The sequence below is a fragment of the Paraburkholderia caffeinilytica genome (assembly GCF_051027425.1).
Lineage (GTDB): Bacteria > Pseudomonadota > Gammaproteobacteria > Burkholderiales > Burkholderiaceae > Paraburkholderia > Paraburkholderia caffeinilytica_A.
Window position 1 is genome coordinate 697,914 of sequence record NZ_CP186553.1, and the last position, 19,347, is coordinate 717,260.

The 19,347-nt window shown below is 60.2% G+C and carries 17 protein-coding genes; 7 read left to right on the plus strand and 10 right to left on the minus strand.

Features of this window, described 5'->3' with window-relative positions:
- The first annotated feature begins 179 nt into the window (after positions 1–179).
- On the plus strand, positions 180–2,114 hold the full coding sequence (locus ACOSV0_RS23710; RefSeq protein ID WP_434114220.1) for a putative bifunctional diguanylate cyclase/phosphodiesterase: 1,935 nt from the start codon (positions 180–182) through the stop codon (positions 2,112–2,114).
- A gap of 48 nt (positions 2,115–2,162) precedes the next feature.
- On the opposite strand, the gene ACOSV0_RS23715 is transcribed toward ACOSV0_RS23710, so the two are convergent.
- Genes ACOSV0_RS23715 through msuE form a run of 8 tightly spaced genes read right to left on the minus strand, consistent with a single transcriptional unit; the run spans position 2,163 to position 10,028 of the window.
- On the minus strand, positions 2,163–2,969 hold the full coding sequence (locus ACOSV0_RS23715) for an ABC transporter ATP-binding protein (RefSeq protein ID WP_434114222.1): 807 nt from the start codon (positions 2,967–2,969) through the stop codon (positions 2,163–2,165).
- A 2-nt stretch (positions 2,970–2,971) separates the two neighbouring features.
- A complete protein-coding gene (locus tag ACOSV0_RS23720) occupies positions 2,972–4,333 on the minus strand; it encodes an ABC transporter substrate-binding protein (protein WP_434114225.1) in 1,362 nt (453 codons plus the stop codon).
- A gap of 58 nt (positions 4,334–4,391) precedes the next feature.
- Positions 4,392–5,459 (minus strand): branched-chain amino acid ABC transporter permease, encoded by a 1,068-nt coding sequence (locus ACOSV0_RS23725; protein ID WP_434114227.1) that lies wholly within the window; start codon positions 5,457–5,459, stop codon positions 4,392–4,394.
- Between the two features lie 8 nt (positions 5,460–5,467).
- On the minus strand, positions 5,468–6,349 hold the full coding sequence (locus tag ACOSV0_RS23730; RefSeq protein WP_434114230.1) for a branched-chain amino acid ABC transporter permease: 882 nt from the start codon (positions 6,347–6,349) through the stop codon (positions 5,468–5,470).
- A 13-nt stretch (positions 6,350–6,362) separates the two neighbouring features.
- Positions 6,363–7,157, minus strand: a complete 795-nt coding sequence (locus ACOSV0_RS23735; RefSeq protein ID WP_434114233.1) for an ABC transporter ATP-binding protein — start codon at positions 7,155–7,157, stop codon at positions 6,363–6,365.
- A 10-nt stretch (positions 7,158–7,167) separates the two neighbouring features.
- Positions 7,168–8,313 carry an AMP-binding protein gene (locus ACOSV0_RS23740; protein WP_434114236.1) on the minus strand — a complete coding sequence of 382 codons (1,146 nt, stop codon included), beginning with the start codon at positions 8,311–8,313 and terminating at the stop codon, positions 7,168–7,170.
- Positions 8,314–8,315: 2 nt separating this feature from the next.
- On the minus strand, positions 8,316–9,419 hold the full coding sequence (sfnG, locus tag ACOSV0_RS23745) for a dimethylsulfone monooxygenase SfnG (RefSeq protein ID WP_434114239.1): 1,104 nt from the start codon (positions 9,417–9,419) through the stop codon (positions 8,316–8,318).
- Between the two features lie 27 nt (positions 9,420–9,446).
- Positions 9,447–10,028 carry an FMN reductase gene (gene msuE, locus ACOSV0_RS23750; RefSeq protein ID WP_434114242.1) on the minus strand — a complete coding sequence of 194 codons (582 nt, stop codon included), beginning with the start codon at positions 10,026–10,028 and terminating at the stop codon, positions 9,447–9,449.
- 535 nt (positions 10,029–10,563) lie between these two features.
- On the opposite strand from msuE, the gene ACOSV0_RS23755 reads away from it, so the two are divergent.
- Both ACOSV0_RS23755 and ACOSV0_RS23760 read left to right on the plus strand, forming a co-directional pair.
- Positions 10,564–11,793 carry an acyl-CoA dehydrogenase family protein gene (locus tag ACOSV0_RS23755; RefSeq protein ID WP_434114244.1) on the plus strand — a complete coding sequence of 410 codons (1,230 nt, stop codon included), beginning with the start codon at positions 10,564–10,566 and terminating at the stop codon, positions 11,791–11,793.
- Positions 11,790–12,905, plus strand: a complete 1,116-nt coding sequence (locus tag ACOSV0_RS23760) for a sigma-54 interaction domain-containing protein (protein ID WP_434114245.1) — start codon at positions 11,790–11,792, stop codon at positions 12,903–12,905. The genes ACOSV0_RS23755 and ACOSV0_RS23760 overlap by 4 nt, the downstream gene beginning before the upstream one ends.
- Positions 12,906–13,026: 121 nt before the next feature.
- Here ACOSV0_RS23760 and ACOSV0_RS23765 read toward each other — a convergent pair whose 3' ends face one another.
- Complete coding sequence (locus tag ACOSV0_RS23765; protein WP_434114247.1) at positions 13,027–14,271, minus strand: acyl-CoA dehydrogenase family protein; 1,245 nt, start codon at positions 14,269–14,271, stop codon at positions 13,027–13,029.
- A gap of 325 nt (positions 14,272–14,596) precedes the next feature.
- Between ACOSV0_RS23765 and ACOSV0_RS23770 the strand changes: the two genes are divergently transcribed.
- The 4 genes from ACOSV0_RS23770 (at position 14,597) to bla (ending at position 18,833) form a co-directional block, all read left to right on the plus strand.
- Positions 14,597–15,016: a hypothetical protein gene (locus ACOSV0_RS23770; protein WP_434114248.1), complete on the plus strand. Its 420-nt coding sequence runs from the start codon at positions 14,597–14,599 to the stop codon at positions 15,014–15,016.
- A gap of 345 nt (positions 15,017–15,361) precedes the next feature.
- Positions 15,362–17,476 (plus strand): phosphocholine-specific phospholipase C, encoded by a 2,115-nt coding sequence (locus tag ACOSV0_RS23775; RefSeq protein ID WP_434114250.1) that lies wholly within the window; start codon positions 15,362–15,364, stop codon positions 17,474–17,476.
- Positions 17,477–17,607: 131 nt separating this feature from the next.
- Positions 17,608–17,832 (plus strand): hypothetical protein, encoded by a 225-nt coding sequence (locus ACOSV0_RS23780; RefSeq protein WP_434114252.1) that lies wholly within the window; start codon positions 17,608–17,610, stop codon positions 17,830–17,832.
- Between the two features lie 167 nt (positions 17,833–17,999).
- Positions 18,000–18,833, plus strand: coding sequence for a class A beta-lactamase (gene bla / locus ACOSV0_RS23785; RefSeq protein WP_434114253.1), 834 nt, complete (start codon positions 18,000–18,002; stop codon positions 18,831–18,833).
- Between the two features lie 89 nt (positions 18,834–18,922).
- On the opposite strand, the gene ACOSV0_RS23790 is transcribed toward bla, so the two are convergent.
- Entirely contained in the window at positions 18,923–19,198 is a 276-nt protein-coding gene (locus ACOSV0_RS23790; protein WP_434114256.1) for a transposase, read from the minus strand.
- Between the last annotated feature and the right edge of the window lie 149 nt (positions 19,199–19,347).

Here is a 19,347-nt window from a genome sequence, read left to right on the forward strand (position 1 = left end):
TGCAATCCGCAAGGAATAGTCACGTAGTCGACCTGAATGCGGCACAACATTCGTGTATACAGGTGCAGTGGTGTCCAAAGCAACGCTGTAGCGTTGCTTTGGACACTTTGTTTTGTGTTTACGTAATAATCGCGAGGCGCGTCCGATTCGATCCACTAACCAGTAAAAATGCGTAGGTCATGGCTTTCAGCGAACCAAGGTCTCCATTTTTCAAATGGGTGGTGTCCTCCGCTCAGAACCTGAGTGCGGACAACCGGCAAGTATTGCTTGCCAACCTGTTCACGCGAACCGCATCGATCGTGTTTGCGTCGATCTGCGAAATCAGCGTCTGTGCGACCGCCTACTACCTGTATCCGAGAGCCCTTTATGCGTGGTGGGGCAGCGCGGTGGTCGCGCTGCTGATTGCGCGTCTGACGTTGATCTGGCTGTGCTGCCGGCGCAGCGCCCAGAATCTGCCAACTCCTACCTCAGCCTTCCTCTTTGCGAGCCTTCTCTGGGCCGCCTTATTCGGCTTTGGCAGTTTCTTGTGCAATACGAGCGGAAACCAGACGCTTTTTCTGCTCGGCAACGTTTGCGCGGTGGGCGTGATCGGCGGATTGGCCGGACGCAATGCAGGCACACCCCGGCTCGTGCTTCTCCAGATTTCGCTCATTCTCGGGCTGTTAGGTTGGGGGGCGGCGCTTTCTCCCGGTTCCGGAAAACTCGTGCTGCTGTTTCAGGCGCCGTTTTGTGCGGCCGGTTTCTTTACCGTGGCATTGCGCAGCAATCGTGACACCGTCGCGTTACTGTTGGCGCGTGAACGCAGCCACCGGCTTGCTCATCATGACAGTCTCACTGGCCTGCCCAACCGTGCTCGCATTACCGAGCTTTTGTTGGAGCGCACGGTGGCAGGTTCGTTACGGCAGGATCATCGATTCGCGCTTCTGCTGATCGACCTCGACGGCTTCAAGGCCATCAATGACAGCCTGGGCCATGCCGCCGGCGATCAGATTCTTCAGGAGGCGGCAGCCCGATTGCGAGAAGTGCTGCCTGCAAGCGATCTTGTGGGACGCCTGGCCGGGGACGAGTTCGTCGCCATTTCCGATGGCACGGTGTTCGCCCTCGACGTCGGTCTGCTGGCAGAACGCATCGTCAAAACGCTTGCACGTCCTTTCGTATTAAGCGAGGCGTTGGTGCACATCGGTGCAAGCGTGGGCATCTCACTCTATCCGGAGCACGCAAAGACAGGGCCGCAATTGCTGATCTGCGCGGACCGCGCGTTGTATGCGGTCAAACGCAGCGGAAAAAGCGCCTTCGCTATTTTCGACGCGACCAGGAACGTATTCGACGAAAGTTTGAGTCTCCTGCGCAGCGATCTGGAAGGCGCGATGCAGTCTTACAACGATTTGCGCATCGAGTATCAGCCGATCGTCGATCTCAGCGACGACACGATTTCCGGCCGTGAGGCGCTGCTTCGCTGGACGCATCCGACTCGCGGCGAGCTTTCTCCCTCCGCGTTTATTCCTACTGCCGAACGCACGGGGCTCATTCTCGCGCTCGGCGAGTGGGTCTTGCTGCAATCGTGCATGGAAGCTGCGACCTGGCGTGATGCAGTGAGTGTCGCCGTGAATGTTTCGCCGGTGCAATTGCGGGAGGAGTCGTTCGAGTCGACGGTTGCTGCGATCCTTGAGAAGACGGGACTGCCGCCGGCGCGTCTGAATATCGAAGTCACGGAAACGGTATTGTTGAGCGACGACACCATTACCCGGCACAACGTCGAGAAGCTTCGCGCATTGGGGATCGGCCTCGCGCTCGATGACTTCGGCACCGGTTTTTCCACCATGTCGACGCTCGTACGCTTCTCATTCGATAAGCTCAAGATCGACAGTTCGTTCGTGAAGGAATCCGTGCATCGGCGCGAATCCGCGGCCATGGTTCGCGGGATTGTGGCTTTGGCGCGAGAAATCGGTATGCCGACCACAGCGGAAGGCATCGAGACGCAGGAGCAGCTGGATTTTGTGCGCGTGTGCGGATGCACGCATGCTCAGGGTTTTCTTCTCGGCAAGCCGGTTCGAGGCGAGGCGATCCCGCACGTCGAAACAGGGCTTGCTGCGCATTCCATCGATAAGGACTGAGCAGCGGGCGGCGTTGAAACGTCGGTGGCGTCTTGAGGCGCCGCGGCGTTAGCCGGCCGGTGACGGAGCCGCGTGGCGTGATCCCCGGCGTTTGCCGCTCGTGGCCGTTTTGCCGCTCCCCAGATAGGCATCGCGTAACGTATCCAGTTCGAGCAACGTGTCTGCTTCTCCATGCGCAACCACGCGCCCGCCTTCGAGCACATACCCAGACTGCGCATACCGCAACGCAATCGCCGCGTTCTGCTCCGCCAGCAAAAAACTGACGCCGTCGTCGCGATTGAGCGCAGCCACGGTCTCGAAGATTTCTTCGACGACTTGCGGGGCCAGTCCCATCGAAGGCTCATCGAGCAGCACCAGCGAGGGCCGCGCCATCAACGCGCGGCCGATCGCAACCATTTGCTGTTCTCCGCCTGACGTATACCCCGCAAGTGTCTTGCGGCGCTCTTTGAGCCGCGGAAAGATTCCGTAGATACGCTCGAGATCCGTTTCGAGCTCGGCGCGTTGAGGCCGGCGCACAAAGGCGCCGAGCCGCAGATTTTCTTCGACGGACAAATGCGCAAAGCAACGCCGTCCTTCCAGCACCTGGACGAGCCCGCGTTCGGCGAGCGTCCACGGGTCCACATCAGTCGTCGCATTGCCGCGATACGCGATGCGGCCCGACGTAAGCTCGCCCCGCTCCGCACGAATCAGGTTCGAGACGGCCTTCAGCGTGGTTGTCTTGCCCGCACCATTGCCGCCCAGCAGGGCGACGATGGCGCCGGACGGCACCGTCAGTGAAACGCCGCGCAAGGCCGGAATGATCTGGCTATACGTCACGGCGATGTTCTCGACCTGCAGGATCGGAGCGGCGCTCATGCTTAGAGATCCTTGCTGCAATCGCGCGGCGTAATGCCCTTTTCCTTGGCGTACGCGTTTGCCGATTTCTCGATGATCGGGCGCAGCAGGGCACGATCCGCCTGGACCCAGCCGCTGATCACCTTCCATTGCTGGCCGTCCCATTGCTGGAAGCGTACGGCGCCACCGCCTTCATGATCGGAGCACGACAACTTCAGCGGTTGAACCAGGCCGTACGCGCCCAACTGCTTAAGACGTGCGTCGTCGAGATTCAGATGCTCGAAACCCCAGCGCACCTGCTCGCCCGTAAGCGGCTTGTTGCCGTATTTAGCCTGAGCTACGCGCAATGCTTCGACATTGAGAATGCCGTTGACGACGCCCAGGTTGTAGTACACCGTGCCGAAGCGCGCCGGGTCCTTCAGATTGCCGTTGCCGGGTTTGATCACATACTGATCGATTGCCTGAAGCACCGGGAACTCGGTGCCCGACGGATGCGTGGTGATCGAAATGAAGCCCTTTGCGGCGTCGCCCGCCGGCCGCGCATCTTCCTCCGAATTGCTCCAGATGTTGCCGATGATGTGATTCGCCGGAAAGCCCACCTTCTGCGCCGACTTCAACGCGACCGGATTCATCACGCCCCAGCCACGCAGAATGACCCAGTCCGGATTGATCCGGTGGATGGTGAGCCACTGCGAGCCCTGCTCGTTACCCGGGTGAGGGACTTCGATCTGCGTGAGTTCGAAACCGTACTTTTTAGCCAAAGCATCGAGTACGGGAATCGTCTCGCGGCCATAAGGCGAACCGTGGTAGAGCACCACGATCTTCTTGCCCTTGAGCTGATTCAGGCCACCTGACTGCTGACCGATGTAATTGATGATCGCCGAGACTTCGCTATACGGGTTGAGTTGAAGCGGAAACACGTACGGAAACACTGCGCCGTCGGTGGAATCCGTGCGGCCGTGATTGATCGTGACGAGAGGGATCTTGTCGGCGGTCGAACGGTCTAGCGTCGCATAGGCGATTCCGACCGAAAGCGGATTGGTCGCCGCAGCCGGCGCGCCGTTCAGGCCGCCCTTGAGCCGCTCATAGCATTCCACGCCTTTTTCCACGACGTATTCGGTTTCGCATTCGCTCCATGTCAGCTTGACCCCATTCACACCGCCATCGCGCTTGTTGATGAGGTTCATATAGTCGATGAAGCCGCCGAAGAAGCCGCTTCCGCCTGCCGCATACGGTCCCACGCGATAGCTTTGCAGCGGGAAGTATTCTTCGCCCGCGGCCCGCGCGTTGGACGCAAATGCGGCGGTGAGAGCAAGCACCAGGCTTGCAGCAGCGGCAACGCGCGAAGCCGTGCCCTGTCTCTTGAAGGAGTCGATGAAATTCATACCGGAAGGACCTTGAATGGATAAGCGATGGTTAAAAGAGCGATAAATGAAACCGGAGTCATGCGCGCAGCGGCCAGTCGCGCAGACGATTCCGCGCGGTCTGAACCAGTCTTGCGAGCCCGTCCGGCTCCTTGATGAGAAAAACAATGATCAGCGTGCCGAAGAGGATCTTCTGCAGGTTCTGCAACTGGCCGGCTTCGATGCCGACGCTGGCGAGCGCGCCTGCCGCATTCGAGAGAAGAATGGGCAGCAGCACGATGAACGCCGCGCCCAGAAAATTTCCGCCGATGCTGCCCATGCCGCCAATGATGATGATGAACAGCACCTGAAACGACAGATTGAGATCGAAGCCGTGCGGCTCGACGGTGCCCAGATAAGCGAATGCCCACAATGCGCCAGCGATGCCGATTACGAATGAGCTCAGTGCGAAGGCGAGCAGCTTGGTGCGGCCGATCGGAATGCCGATCACGCGTGCGGCGGTGTCCATGTCGCGCACGGCCATCCAGCGTCGGCCGAGTTCGCTGCGGACGAGACGGGTCGCAAGCACGAACAGGACGGTGGTGACACCAAGTACGAGCAGATAACGCGCGGCCGGCGTGTCGATTTTCCAGCCGAATGCGGTGAGGCGCGGCGCGCTTAATACGCCTGAGGTGTCGTCGTTGGAAAACCAGCTGACCCGCGTAAAGATCCATTCGACAAAGAACTGCGCGGCCAGCGTCGAGACGATCAGGTAGAAGCCTTTAATGCGCAGACTCGGTAAGCCGAATATTGCACCGACCACGGCAGTAATTAATCCACCGAGCAAAAGATCGACAACTAGCGGCAAGCCTGGCACCCGCACCATCAGGTTGTAGGTGGCGTAGGCGCCGACCGACATGAATGCGGCGGAGCCGAGCGAAAGCTGGCCCGCGTATCCCGTGACCAGGTTGAGCCCGAGTCCGGCGAGAGACAACACGAGGAACGGAATCAGAATCGCGTTGAGCCAATAGTCGTTGCCGAACACCGGAACGACGATGAAGGCGATCAGCGCGAGAATTGCCGTGAGCGATAACTTCAGCAGCGGCAATTGCAGCGGGTACGGTTTGAACTTGCGCGGTGCGTCGACGGTGGCGTGAGGAGATGACATAGCGGACCTCACACGCGTTCGACGGCGGCTTCGCCGAATAGACCCACAGGCCGCGCGAGCAGGAACAGCATTGCGAGCAGATAAGGAAACCAGTTTTCGATGCCGCCGCCGAGCAGGCTGCCGACATAAACCTCGGCAAGCTTCTCCGATGCGCCGATCAGCAGGCCGCCCACAATCGCCCCGCCGATCGACGAAAACCCGCCGATAATCAGCACGGGCAGCGCCTTCAGCACGACCAGCGACAGCGAGAACTGCACGCCGAGGCGCGCGCCCCACAGGAGCCCCGCCACGAGGCTGACAAAGCCTGCCAGCGCCCATACGATCGCCCATACGCGCGGCAACCGTATGCCGATGGCGAGAGCCGCGAGCGGGTCATCGGCGACGGCACGCAGCGACAAGCCGAGCCGCGTGCGATTGGTCAGAAGCGACAGGCCGATCACCAGCACGCCGGCGGTCGCGGCGGCAAAGACGTCGAACTGGCTGATCATGACGCCGGCTACGTTCAACGGTTTGTCGTCGATGCCGAGATCCAGTCCATGCACCTGGGCACCCCAGAATAATTGCGCCGCGCCTTCAAGAATGAAGCTCAAGCCGAGCGTTGCCATGAACAGAACAATAGGCGGCCGGTTCACCAACGGTCGCAATACGAGGCGGCCGATCAGCAACGCAATCAGCACCAGTGCCGCTAACGTCAAACCAAAAGCAAACACGGGGTTCACATGGCGCTCGACCAGGCTCACATAGGTGAGTGCACCGAATAGCACCATCGAACCCTGCGCGAAATTGAATACGCCGGACGCTTTGTAAATCAGCACGAAGCCGATCGCGACCATCGAATACATCACGCCCGCCAGCAAACCGCCGACGAGCACCTCAAGGAAAAATCCCATGTCGTTCAATCTCTCAGTGACGGGTGCCGAGATAAGCGGCCAGCACGTCCGGGTTGGTGCGCACATCGGCTGGGGCGCCGTCTGCAATCTTCTTGCCGTAGTCGAGCACCACGACGTGATCCGACAGGTCCATCACCACGCCGATGTCGTGCTCGATGAGTACGACGGTCACGCCGAATTGCGTGTTGGCGTCGAGCACATAGCCGGCCATTGCGCGTTTCTCGTCCGCATTCATGCCGGCCATCGGTTCGTCGAGCAGTAGGAGGCGCGGTTCGGCGGCGAGGGCGCGGGCCAGTTCGACACGCTTTTGAACGCCGTACGGCAAGGTGCCGACGGTGGTGTGCCGATAGCGCTGCAAGTCGAGCGCTTCGATCACGACTTCGGCATAACGGCGTTGCACCGTTTCGTCGCTGATCGCGCGGCCGATGCCAAAAGTCTGCTCGAGCCACGTGCTGCGCCGATGCAGATTGCGGCCGGTGAGCACGTTGTCCAGCACGCTCATCCGGCGAAACAGCGCGATGTTCTGAAACGTGCGGGCAATGCCGCTGTGCGCCGCGTGATACGGATTCATGTGGCGGTAAGCGTGGCCGTCGAAATGCACGCTGCCTTGCTGTGCCTGATAGACGCCGTTGATCACGTTGAGCAATGAGCTTTTGCCGGCGCCATTCGGGCCGATCAACGCGCAGATTTCACCCGTGTGTACGGCGAAACTGATATCCGTAATCGCTTTCACGCCTTTGAACGACAGCGAGATATGGTCGAGCGAGAGTAGCGGCCTTGAGGACGAAGTCATTGAACGTTGGGTCATGCGTCGATAGTCAATAGGCCGGTTGTTCCGACGCGCCGTCTGCCGGATGGTGTTGCGGTGCCGTTGCCTGACGCTTATGTTCGACACGTTGCCAGTCGCCGGTATCGGGCCAGGCGCGCACGTCGACGCGTAGTGCCTCGAATAGCGCCGCGGTGCTGTCGTCGAGCGCCGGTCCAATGACGAGCGCGGCATGCGTGCGCGAAAACCCAATTACTTCGCGTAACGGACGGGTGATGAGCCACCAGGTCAACGTGCGGGCAAATGGACCGCCCTGTTTGCGCTGTGCTCGGCTGATCAGACGGCGTCGCCATGAGCGCGCGCCGGGCAAACGGTCGTCGACGAGTTGTGCCACGCGAGCGTAGGTTTCGCGAGTGCCCGCAACCAGTGTCGGGGCGAGTTCGCGGCGATCGTTGTCGCGAGTCGCGAGCGACTCGGGGAAATTCAGGCGAAAGCCGCTCAGTACCCAGGGCGCAATCAGATAGCGTGCCTGAGATGTGGCGGCGAATGCGCGTGCGGCAAACGCTTCGTCGCTTGCGTCCAGTTTCTCGGTGGCAACGAGTTGCTGTGCTTCGCGCACCAGCGTCGCATGCGAGAAACGTTGCTCGACGAGTTGCCCATCGGCATCGTGGCGTACGAAGGCGAAGGCGTCGTCATGGGGCCGGGCGGTGGATGGAAAACCGCTTTCGGTGTGGACCGGCAAAGCGCGATAGTCCGTCACGGCGGGATGCGGATGCGGCGTCAGATTGCGCGGGTTGGCGTCGATTACGTGCAATCCCTCGTGTGTCAGCAGACGATCTATCTGACTGTCGTCTTCCGCGAACACGAAGCGTGGGGCAATAAGCGTGAGGACGGAGCGCAACGCGTCGTCAGCAAGGTGCGGGTCGAGCGGTATCGCGACACCGCCGTTCCACTGCGCCGCCAGCGACAGTAGCAACGCCTCCTCGCGCGGATGGCTGACGAGCAGCAACGCGTCGCCCGCTGCAAAGCCACGTTGCGCGAGACCGGCGGCCAGCTGCCCGGCCGCCGTTGCGACGTCTTGCCACGACAACGCGTGCCATCTGCCCAGCCGTTTGTGGCGCAATGCGATGGCGTATGGCCGGTGCTGCGCCTGATGGCGCAACCAGTCCGGTAGCGTCGACAGCGGTGCCTGGCTCATGTTCAGGCAGCCTTGGCCTGTTGCTTGAGTTCGAGTTCGCGCACCAGCGGCAGAACCCGTTTGCCGAAATACTCCACCTCTTCGATGAAATGGAGAAAGCCTGTCAGCACGAGATCCACGCCGATCGATTTCAGTTCGACAATGCGCTCGGCGATCTGCTGCGGCGTACCGATGAGATTGGTGCGGAAACCATCGTTGTATTGCACGAGGTCTTCGAAACTCGACTTGGCCCAGTTGCCTTCGCCTTCCGGCGAAGCCTGACCCGCCTGTTTGACGGCGTCGCCGAAAGCGTGCACGGCTTCGACGTGCGCATGCTTGATGATGTCGGCGAGCACGGCCTTGGCCTCCTCTTCGGTATCGCGGGCGATCACGAACGCGTTCACGCCGATGCGCACCTTGTGATTGTTTTTCGCCGCCTTGGCCTGAATGTCGTCGATCTGCGCTTTCAGATTTTCCGGCGTATTGCCGTTGGTGAAGTACCAGTCGGAGACGCTGGCCGCGTTGTCGCGCGCGGCGCGTGAACTGCCGCCCTGGAAGATTTCCGGATGCGGCTTTTGTACCGGCTTGGGACTCAGCGTGTAATCGTTGAAGCGGTAGAAGTCACCCTTGAAGGTGAAATTGTCCTGCGTCCAGATGCCCTTGAGGGCCTGAATGAATTCCTTCGAGCGGCGATAGCGCTCGTCGTGTTCGAGCCACGGTTCGCCGAGCGCGGTGAATTCGCCCTTGAACCAGCCGCTCACCACATTGATCGCAATGCGGCCATTCGAAATATGGTCGATCGTGGCCAGTTGTTTGGCGACGACAGCGGGGTGCCACGGCCCTGGCAGAATTGCGGCCAGCACTTTGAGTTTGGTCGTTGCGTGCAGCAGGGCCTGGCTGAACGAAACCGATTCGTGCTGATATTCCGCACCGTATCCGGCGGTGAAACGGATCTGGCTCAGCGCGTATTCGAAACCCGCTTTCTCCGCGGTTTGCGCGAGCTTCTCGTTGTATTCGAGACTCCAGTCGGTGCGCTGCTCGATCGTGCTGACTACCAAACCGCCGCTGACGTTGGGCACCCAGTAGGCGAACTTGACGGCATCGTCGTGAGAAGGGTTCTGGCTCATGATGTTCCTGATAATGGGGTAAGGGGTTTATGCAGCCAGCGTTGCGGCTTGCGGGAGCGAAGCGGGGAGGCGGCCGGCATGCAGCCATGGGAGCGCGCGCGTCACTGCGAGCGCAATGCGCTCTTCCAGTGCCGGGTTCGAGATCGCATAGCCGTTGAAATCCGTTTCCGACGCATACACGCCAACCGGCAGCGTGCGAGCCTGAAAGAAGCTGAACAGCGGACGCAGTTGATGATCGATGACGAGCGCGTGACGATCACTGCCGCCTGTTGCAGCGAGCAGAACCGGTACGTCGAACAGCGCCTCGTGATGTACGAGATCGAACAGATGCTTGAAGAGACCCGTATACGACCCGCGATAAACGGGGCTTGCGACGACCAGCAGGTCCGCCGATTCAATCGCCTTGATGTGCGCTTCCACGTCAGCCGGCACCTGCGTGCGTTGGACCGCGCCGGCGAGGCGCGAGGCGATCTGCCCTAATTCGACGAGATGCGTATCGATCGGCAGCGCGTCGCCGAGCGAGGCGAGCAGGCGTTCAACGACGACGAGGGTGCGCGACGGCCGTTGCAATCCACCGGAGACGGCGGCCACTTTCAATCTCTTGCTCATTCGAACGATCCTTTCAGGCGAAAGCGAATTAATCGGGAATGCAGGCTATTTAGCGAATACCGTGCCATCCGGTTTTGCCAGGACAGGACGGGCATGGGAGGAATTTGCGGACCCACACCGATCGCGTGCCAAGTCAAATGGCATAACCGTTTGAGGTTTTTGCCACCGCGCATATCGCGGTGGCATAGAACCATTGCAGGCTGACGTATGAAGCTGACGAAGCAATATGGCCTCAGCGCTGCTGCTGGAGCAGCAGCGAGGCGGTCCTGCGATGGAGGTGCGGACTTACGGAATTCCGGTAGCTCTGCTGCCTGAGAGGCGCGGAGTGGGGGTGGTGCTGATGCTGAAGCAGCATCCATAACGATGCTGCTGCGTAAGCAGCAATTCGACTTTGGTTACCACAACAAAATGCATCGGAAATCGCGGTAGATGGTCAGAATATGTTTCTGAGGAAGCAATCCTGATCGACGCCGTTCGCCACCCGTAAAAATGACAGTCCGCGCCCGCACGTAGCGGGGTGAGTGCTCTTGCCTATATGAATTCGACCTACGTACTGCCGGATGCCCCGGCTTCCTTACTACCGGACGCGGCGACCGCATCGGTAGCTGAAACGCCTCTGCAGATCGCGCAGCGACTCGCGACCGCCTTTGCGATAACCGCCGCTGAACGCGACGCGCGGGGTGGCACGCCGAAGGCGGAGCGGGACGCATTGCGCGCCAGCGGTCTTCTTGCAATGAGCATTCCCGAGGCGCAAGGCGGCCTCGGCACCGACTGGCGGCAGACATTGGATGTGGTCCGCACACTCGGCCGGGCCGACAGTTCGCTCGGCCACGTGTTCGGCTTCCATCATCTGATGCTGGCGACCGTGCGTCTGTTCGGCTCGCCGGAGCAGTGGCGCGCCTGGTTCGAGCAGACAGCCCGCCGCCAATGGTTCTGGGGCAATGCGTTAAACCCGCTCGATGAGCGGGCCGTGAGCCATTCTTACGCGGATTGGCGCGAGTTCAGCGGGCAGAAGAGTTTCTGTTCCGGCGCGCTCGATTCAGAAATGCTGATTGCTTCCGCGCGAGACGCCGGTACCGGAACATTGCTGGTCGCGGCCATACCGACCGGGCGCACCGGCATTTCCGTTGCGGAGGATTGGAACAACATCGGCCAGCGCCAGACAGATAGCGGCACGGTGACGCTGGAAAAGGTGCGGGTGGAGAATCACGAAATTCTGACCGACCCCGGACCGCTGTCGACGCCTTTTGCCTGCCTGCGCCCCTTGCTCGCGCAGCTGATTCTGACGAATGTCTATCTCAGCATTGGCGAAAGCGCGTTCAACGATGCCCGCCATTACACGCTTCATGAAGCGCGTCCGTGGCATACGTCCGGCGTGCAAACCACCGCGGCGGATCCTTATATCCTCGGTCAGTACGGCGAGTTCTGGGCGGGTCTCGAGGCGGCGCGGCTATTGACCGACCGCGCGGCAGACTGTTTCGATGCGGCGTGGAACAGAGCGGACGCGCTGACCGACGCCGAGCGCGGCGAAGTGGCGCTGGCGGTCGCAACGGCCAAAGTCGCCGCCACAGAAATCGGGCTCACCATCTGTACCCGTATGTTCGATGTGGCCGGCGCGCGCGCGACGCACGGCGCGCTGCGGCTGGATCGCCACTGGCGAAATCTGCGCACTCATACGCTTCATGATCCGCTTGCCTATAAGCTTCGAGAAATCGGCGAATGGGCCCTGACGCAACGATATCCGACGCCGAGCTTTTACTCATGAACTATTCACTCAATCACGTATTACCGGACCGGCCAGCCATCGCGAGAACGGAAGTACTGCCTGTGCTGACGATGCCAGACAAACGCACGCTGACCACGTCGATTCGCGCGACTGCTCAGATCTTTTCCGATCCGCAATCGCTGGCGCTGCTCGAACGTATTCGCATGGTGGCGCCGAGCGACGCCAACGTGCTCGTGATCGGCGAGACAGGAACGGGTAAAGAGCTGGTCGCACGTCATGTGCATAACCTGAGTGCTCGCAAGGACGGCCCGTTTGTCGCGGTCAATTGCGGGGCGTTCTCCGAATCGCTGGTGGAGAGCGAGTTGTTCGGCCACGAGAAAGGCGCGTTCACCGGCGCGTTCTGCGCCAAACCCGGCTGGTTCGAAGCGGCCAACGGCGGGACACTGTTTCTGGACGAGATCGGCGATCTGCCGCTGTCGATGCAGGTCAAGCTGCTGCGCGTCTTGCAGGAACGTGAGATCGTGCGGCTCGGTTCGCGCAGGAGCATTCCCATCGATGTGCGCGTGCTGGCCGCCACCAATGTGCACTTGCAGGACGCGGTGGCGGCGGGCCATTTTCGCGAGGACCTGTTTTATCGGCTGAACGTGGTGCATCTCGCCGTGCCGACACTGCGCGACCGGCCCGGCGATATCCTGCCGCTGGCCCGCTACTTCATTGAAGAGTACCGGAACCGGCTGGGCTACGGCCCAGTCGATATCGAACCGCGCGCGGAGCGAAAGTTGCTGGAACATAGCTGGCCCGGCAACATTCGTGAACTCGAGAACGTTATTCACTATGCGTTGCTGGTGTGCCGCAGCGATTCGCTAGGTGAGAGCGATCTGCAGATGTCGTCGTTCGGGATTCATGCCGCGCGGCGAGCGGCCACTGAACCTGTTGCGTCTACGCCGCTGGAAGGATTGGAGGAGGCGTTGCGTCATCTTTTCGATAACGCTGAAGGCAACTTGTTCGAACAGATCGAAGACACGGTGATGCGCGTGGCGTTCGACTTCTGCTACCGGAATCAGATTCAGGCCGCGAGACTGCTCGGCATTAGTCGCAATGTGTTGCGCGCGCGCTTGATCCGGGCCAAGCAGATTTCGGCGCAGAAGTAGGCATGGGATGAGCAGGCCATGCGTGATACGCACTATTCTTCCGCATGCGGCGATACGGCGATGCGCGAGCCGGTTGCGAAACCGGCCCACGCTCGATCCAACACACCGCGGCACAAACGGATTACTCTACCGATCTGCTATTGCCGATCTGCCAGACAAACGGAGGTTGAGTACCGTTGATCTCCCAATCACCCACGATCCGCTCCTTGTAGATCAGCGGATTGTGTGACGCAGCGGTGCGTGCATTTCGCCAGTGGCGGTCCAACAGTTTGTTTTCGCTAGTGCCCGAAGCACCGAGTGCATTGAACAGGTCGGTGGTTGCCGGCAGAATCAAACCGGCCACGGCGACTTGGGCCTTTGCCGATTCAATTTCGGCCGCCACGTTCGCAGCTTGTTCAGCATCGCGATCCGCACCGAAGCGTGTTTCGTACGCCCTCTGCGATGGCTCCGCGGCCCGCACGGCGGCCGCTTCTGCCGCATACACGCGTGCCGCTATTTGCCCCACCACCTGCTGCACCTGAGCATCTTCACTGACGCGTGGCGCGTTGCCGTGACTGTAAACCCGGGTACGTTTGCGTACTTCATGCGAAATGTCGCGCAACGCGGCGCGCCCCGTCCCCGCGATCACGGCGATCAATACGAGTTGATAGAAGGCAGTCTGGTATTTGAAGCGCGTGGAGAAATCGATAATGTTCTCTTCCTCGACTACGGCGTTGTCGAATACCGATGTCCCGCTTCCGGTGGTGCGTTGGCCGAAGCCATCCCAGTCGTCGCTTTGCTTGACGCCTGACTGATGCGTGCTCACTGCGGCGATAACGTCGGCGCCGTTGTCGTCGCGCTGCGCGTAGACGTCGATCCAGTCGGCAAAGATGCTGCCCGTGCTGTAGTACTTGGTTCCGTTGACGACCCACTGGTTGCCGTGGCGCGAGACACGCGTGATTACGTCACCGATCTTGACCGCACCGACTTCGGTCCACGCATTGCCTACGATTTCCCCCGCCACGAAGCGTTGCAGCCATTTTTCCTGTGCAGCGCCGGGTGCCGAGTTGATCCTGTCTTCGACAAAGGCGAAATGCCCGCGCAACGCTTGCGGCAAACTCGAATCGGCCTCGGCCAGTTCGATCAGGAGTTGCACGAGTTGCGGAAGCGACGCGCCGGCGCCGCCGTATTCGCGCGGCACTCTGACGGCGCCGAAGCCGGCCTCCTTGAGCCAGACAATCTGCTCATAGGGAAGCGTGCGAGTACGCTCGCGTTCGAGCGCGCCTTCCGCGATCCGGTTGAAGATCGGCCTGAACCTGGTAGCCAACTGTTCATAGTCTGTGCCGTACGAAAGCGGGTGTTTTTCACGCGAGTTTTGTGATGTCATGCGCCTGCTCTTGAGTCGGTAGATGGAGTAAGCCAGAGCGACCAGGCTCTTGACCCTATGGACTACAAAAGCACGAGCTATGCCATCGGGACGGGCATCCCGCCTTGCCGCTCGATAGGCGGTGCCGGGTTTTCACGCTGCTGGATTGCGAGCAGTGTGCTGATGGACTGCTTGTCTAACAGCAACTTGAAGTAGATGTGTTGCCAACTAACGTGAGTGGCCGACTGAGAATTAGCGCTTCGATTCGAAACGCAGACGGCTCGCGGGCATGCTACCTTCTTTAATGTCCACGAGCGCGCGCTCATGATTCGCTACCGAGGTCCACATGGAACCTACATGGCAATTCCAGCTAAGAATCACCGTCTCCCTCGAACTTGCAAACAATCTGCGTGCAGACCCGACGTGTGCCTCGCATGCTGCGCTTCGCAATGTGCTGCGCAAGCACAACGCGATTTTGAAATGTCAATTCGACGCTTTCGCCGACTACGTGAGTGAAGCGGAAAAGCACGGCCCGGAAAACTATCCGCTTTATCAATGGACCCGGCAGACCATTGAGAACCCGGAGAAAAAAGCGAAGTACTTGCAATCGTTCACTGTCTACGTGAATGGCGACGAGATATACGGCAAGCAAGTCGCCGACGCGCTGGAAGCTGAATTGACGGCGCTCGCCAGTGACGATGGCATTAAAAGCGTCGCCCGGTTCGATACTAATCCCGCGAATAGTCCGCAGCCACCCAGGCGCTAGCGATTACACCCAGTTCATCTGCTTTCCGATACGACACTCGCGTGTAATAAATCGAAATTATTGTCTCGGCACCGCTTGCGCCAGAGTGCGACGGTTGCCGACGCGCGATCGCGTCCGTCATTCATTTTCACGGAGACCTCCATGCCGACGTCGGCATTCCGGCTTTTTGCGCTCATCTGTTCTGTTGCTGCGGCAGCGCTACTTGGCGCCTGCAGCGACGGCGTATCGTCCACGCCGGTCAAGGCAGCATGCGGCAATGCCACCGTTGTGAACGCGCGCATGAGTTGCCCGCCGGGCTTCGTCCCGCCCGCTTCCTAAGCTCGGAATTCCAATCAGGTTCATCGCATGGTCACCAAAACTCGTCGAGATTTTTTGAAGCTGTCCGCCGGACTCGCAGGCGCGACAGCCGCCACCACCCTGTTTCCCGAATCGATCCGCAAGGCGTTGGCCATCGAGCCGAGTTCGGTGACCGGCACGATCCAGGACGTGCAGCATATTGTTGTCTTCATGCAGGAGAACCGCTCGTTCGATCACTATCTCGGCCACCTGAGCGGTGTGCGTGGATATAACGACCGCTTCCCCGTAACGCTGCCGAATGGTCAGCCGGTGTGGTTCCAGCCGCGCCAGGAGGATCAGACGAAAGTGATCGCGCCGTTTCGCTACGACACGACCAATCCGAACGTCAACGCGCAGTGTATCGGCGGCTTGCCGCATACATGGGCCACCACGCATGGTGCTATTGACAGCGGCCGTGCAGACAAGTGGGCCGTGCAGAAAACCAACATGACGATGGGCTATCACGTGCGCGAGGACATTCCGTTCCACTACGCGCTCGCCGATGCCTTCACCGTATGCGACAACTACTTCTGCTCGATCCCGGGCAACACGCACCCGAACCGCATGTATCTGATGACGGGGATGGTGGACCCGCTCGCCACAGGTGGCGGGCCGCTGCTCGACAACACCGATTACATCGACAACCAGTTCGACACCATCAAGCTGCAGCCCTTCAACTGGACCACGTACCCCGAGCGGCTCGAAACCGCGGGCATCTCGTGGCAGATCTATCAGCAGGGCACCGGCTTCGATAATTTCAGCGGCAACTACGGCACGAACATGCTGGCCTCGTTCCAGAACTTTGTGAACGCACCGGCCGGTTCATCGCTGCAGAATCGCGGGATGAGCACGCGTACGCTGACGCAGTTGAAGGCCGACGTGCAGGCCAATGCATTGCCGCAAGTGTCCTGGCTGTTGCCGCCCGCCGCGTATTCGGAGCATCCGAAGTTCACGCCGCTCTACGGCGCCAATTACATCTCGACGATCCTCGACGCGCTGACGTCGAATCCCGACGTGTGGAGCAAGACCGTCCTGTTCATCATGTATGACGAGAACGACGGTTTCTTCGACCACGTGGTGCCGCCGCAAGCGCCGACGGTACCAGGCTCGGGCATGAGTACCGTGGACATCTCGCTGGAACGGCATAACGTCGTGACCGCGACGCAGGCCGGCACGTACACCGCCGACAACCTGCCATACGGCCTTGGGCCGCGCGTACCGATGACGGTTGTGTCGCCGTGGTCGAAGGGCGGTTTCGTGTGCTCGCAGGTTTTCGATCACACGTCAGTGCTTCAATTTATCGAAAAGCGCTTTGGCGTAATCGAAACCAACATCTCGCCGTGGCGCCGCGCTGTCTGTGGCGATCTCTCCTCGGCGCTCGATTTTTCGAAGTCCGACGCGACTGTGCCGTCGTTGCCGAGTACGCAAACTTACGTGGCGCAGGCCGATCTGCAATGTGCGCGTTCTACCGCGCAGGCTGCTCCGGCGAGCACGGCGCAGCAACTGGTGACGGCGCAGGAGTCGGGCACGCGGCCCGCGCGTGCGCTGCCGTATGAGTTGCATGTGAACGGGCAGTTGCAGTCGCAAGGATATGCGTTGACGTTGGCGAACACCGGCACGCAGGGCGCGCATTTCTGGGTGTACACGGGCGACCCGACCGCGATGCCGCGTCGCTATACCGTCGAAGCCGGCAAGCAGTTGACCGATACGTGGGCATTCGACGCGAACGGCAATTACATGGTGAACGTCTACGGCCCGAACGGTTATTTCCGGCGCTTCGCGGGTTCGTCCAGTGCGGATGCCGCGGCAAAGCCGGATGTCGTGACCTGTTACGACGTGGCCAACGGCAACGTCTACGTGACGCTGTCAAATGCGGGGACCACGCCGCTGACGGTCACCGCGACCGACGTCGCCTATGGCCAGGCGCCGCGCACGCTGACCGTGCCGGCGGGGAAGAGTGTGGAGGCACACTGGGATCTGTCGTGCAGCAGCCAGTGGTATGACTTTCAATTGACGGTTGCGGGCAATGCCGGCTGGTTGCGGCGTATAGCGGGGCATGTGGAAACGGGCCGCACGAGCATTACCGATCCCGCTGCAACCGCGCCGGTGACGAAGGCGATTTAAGCGTGTGCATGAGCGATTTCTTTCAATGCCATTTCGGTTTGAGCGTGAACTGGTAAATCAATTTTACATTTGACGACAAGGCGTCGAGTTCGTGAGAGGATGGCATTTCACTTTTTCTCGCGGAGGGCGAAATGGGACTCTTGGACGAAGTAGGCAAGATCGCTGGTGCAGTGGCAGCCGTTGAAGCGGCAGAAAAAGTCGATCCGGATGCAGGCCTGCTCACAAAGGGCATTGCAGCGGTTGCGGGCTTTGAAGGCGCCGGTGCATTGGAGGGGTTGGTCCAGAAGAAAGAAGGCGAGAAGCAGGACGACGCCGACAATGCTCAAACCACAGACGACGCGAATCCTCAGACGTGATTTTTGCGTAATGAACGGGCCAGCCCTTCACGGGGCTGGCCCGTTTTTTATGGTGAGCCGGGACCGGCGCCTGCCGCAACGCAAGCATGGAAATTTCTCGTGAGCGAATTGAATTTGAGGGCGATTCCTTGACCTTCTCTGCAACACGCCGGCGCTTGACGTTCGGGTTGCCCATACTTCTCAGTCTTGGCGCTACCTCCACGCTGGCCGCAAATGCATCCCCGTTAGCCGATATCGAGCGCCGCAATGGCGGACGTCTTGGCGTGTTCGCTATCGATACCGGTTCGGGCCGAACGCTGGCGCATCGTGCTGACGAGCGCTTTCTGATGTGCAGCACGTTTAAGGGTTTGCTCGCCGCGCAGGTGCTATCACGTGTGGATGCCGGCAAGGAGGATCTTGCCCGCCTGGTTCGCTACACCGAGAAAGACCTTGTTTTTACCTCGCCTGTGACGAAGGCACACGCCGCAGAAGGCGCGATGTCGGTCGGCGCGTTGTGCCAGGCCATCGTCGAAGTGAGCGACAACACGGCGGCCGTGTTGTTGATGAAAAGCGCCGGCGGTCCCGCCGGTCTGACGCAATTCGTTCGCGGTCTCGGCGATACGGTGACGCGCTCCGATCGGTACGAACCCGAGTCGAACAAAACTAGCGGGGTGCTCGACACCACGACACCGCGATCGATCACGACGTCGGCGAGCAAAATTCTGCTGGGGAACGTGCTGAGTCCCCAATCGCGTGCGCAACTGGAAAACTGGATGATTGCCTGCAAGCCAGGTTTGAACCGGCTTCGCGCAGCTTTGCCGCCGGACTGGATCGCGGGTGACAGACCCGGAACCAGCGTAGAAGAAGAAACCAACGACTATGCGATCGTGCGGCCACCACAGCGTGCGCCGCTTCTCATCGCAGCCTATTACGATGCGCCGGCGCTTGGCATGCCCGCTCGCGAGGCCGTCTTGCGGGAAGTCGGCGCTGCATTCGTGAAGTGGGCTTCGGATCGGACCTGATGACGGTTGGCCGGCGCAGCCCGCGGATCGATGTGATCCGCGGCGTCTCGATTCTTCCTGTTCTGTTTCATTTCATCGCGCGCGAGCAATCAATGTTCTAACTGCTCGCTCATGCCAAGTTCGGCGAAGACCTTCGACATCGTTCCGGAACGCCGCCACTCCAGCCATTTGATGTAGCAGGTTTGCGATGGTGGAAAGCTTGCGGGGAGACGCTGCCATTTTTCGTCGTTGCGAACGATCCACAGTATGGCGTTCACGATCTCGCGCGGATCGCGCCGTGGTCGGCCGACTTTTGGCGCGGTGTCGTGGTGGAACAGGTGGGCAATGCGTTGCCAATCTTCGTCGGACAGCAGGGATTCGAACATTTTCGGGCTTTAACCAGCTAGTACAAACTGATTATCCCAAATAGAGGTACGCTTCTAAATCGCGATGTCGTGCGTGAAAACGGCGCAGACCGAAAGATTGTTTCTGGTCCGACTGTGGTGGTTCAAGCGTCGATTTATCCGTTTTCACG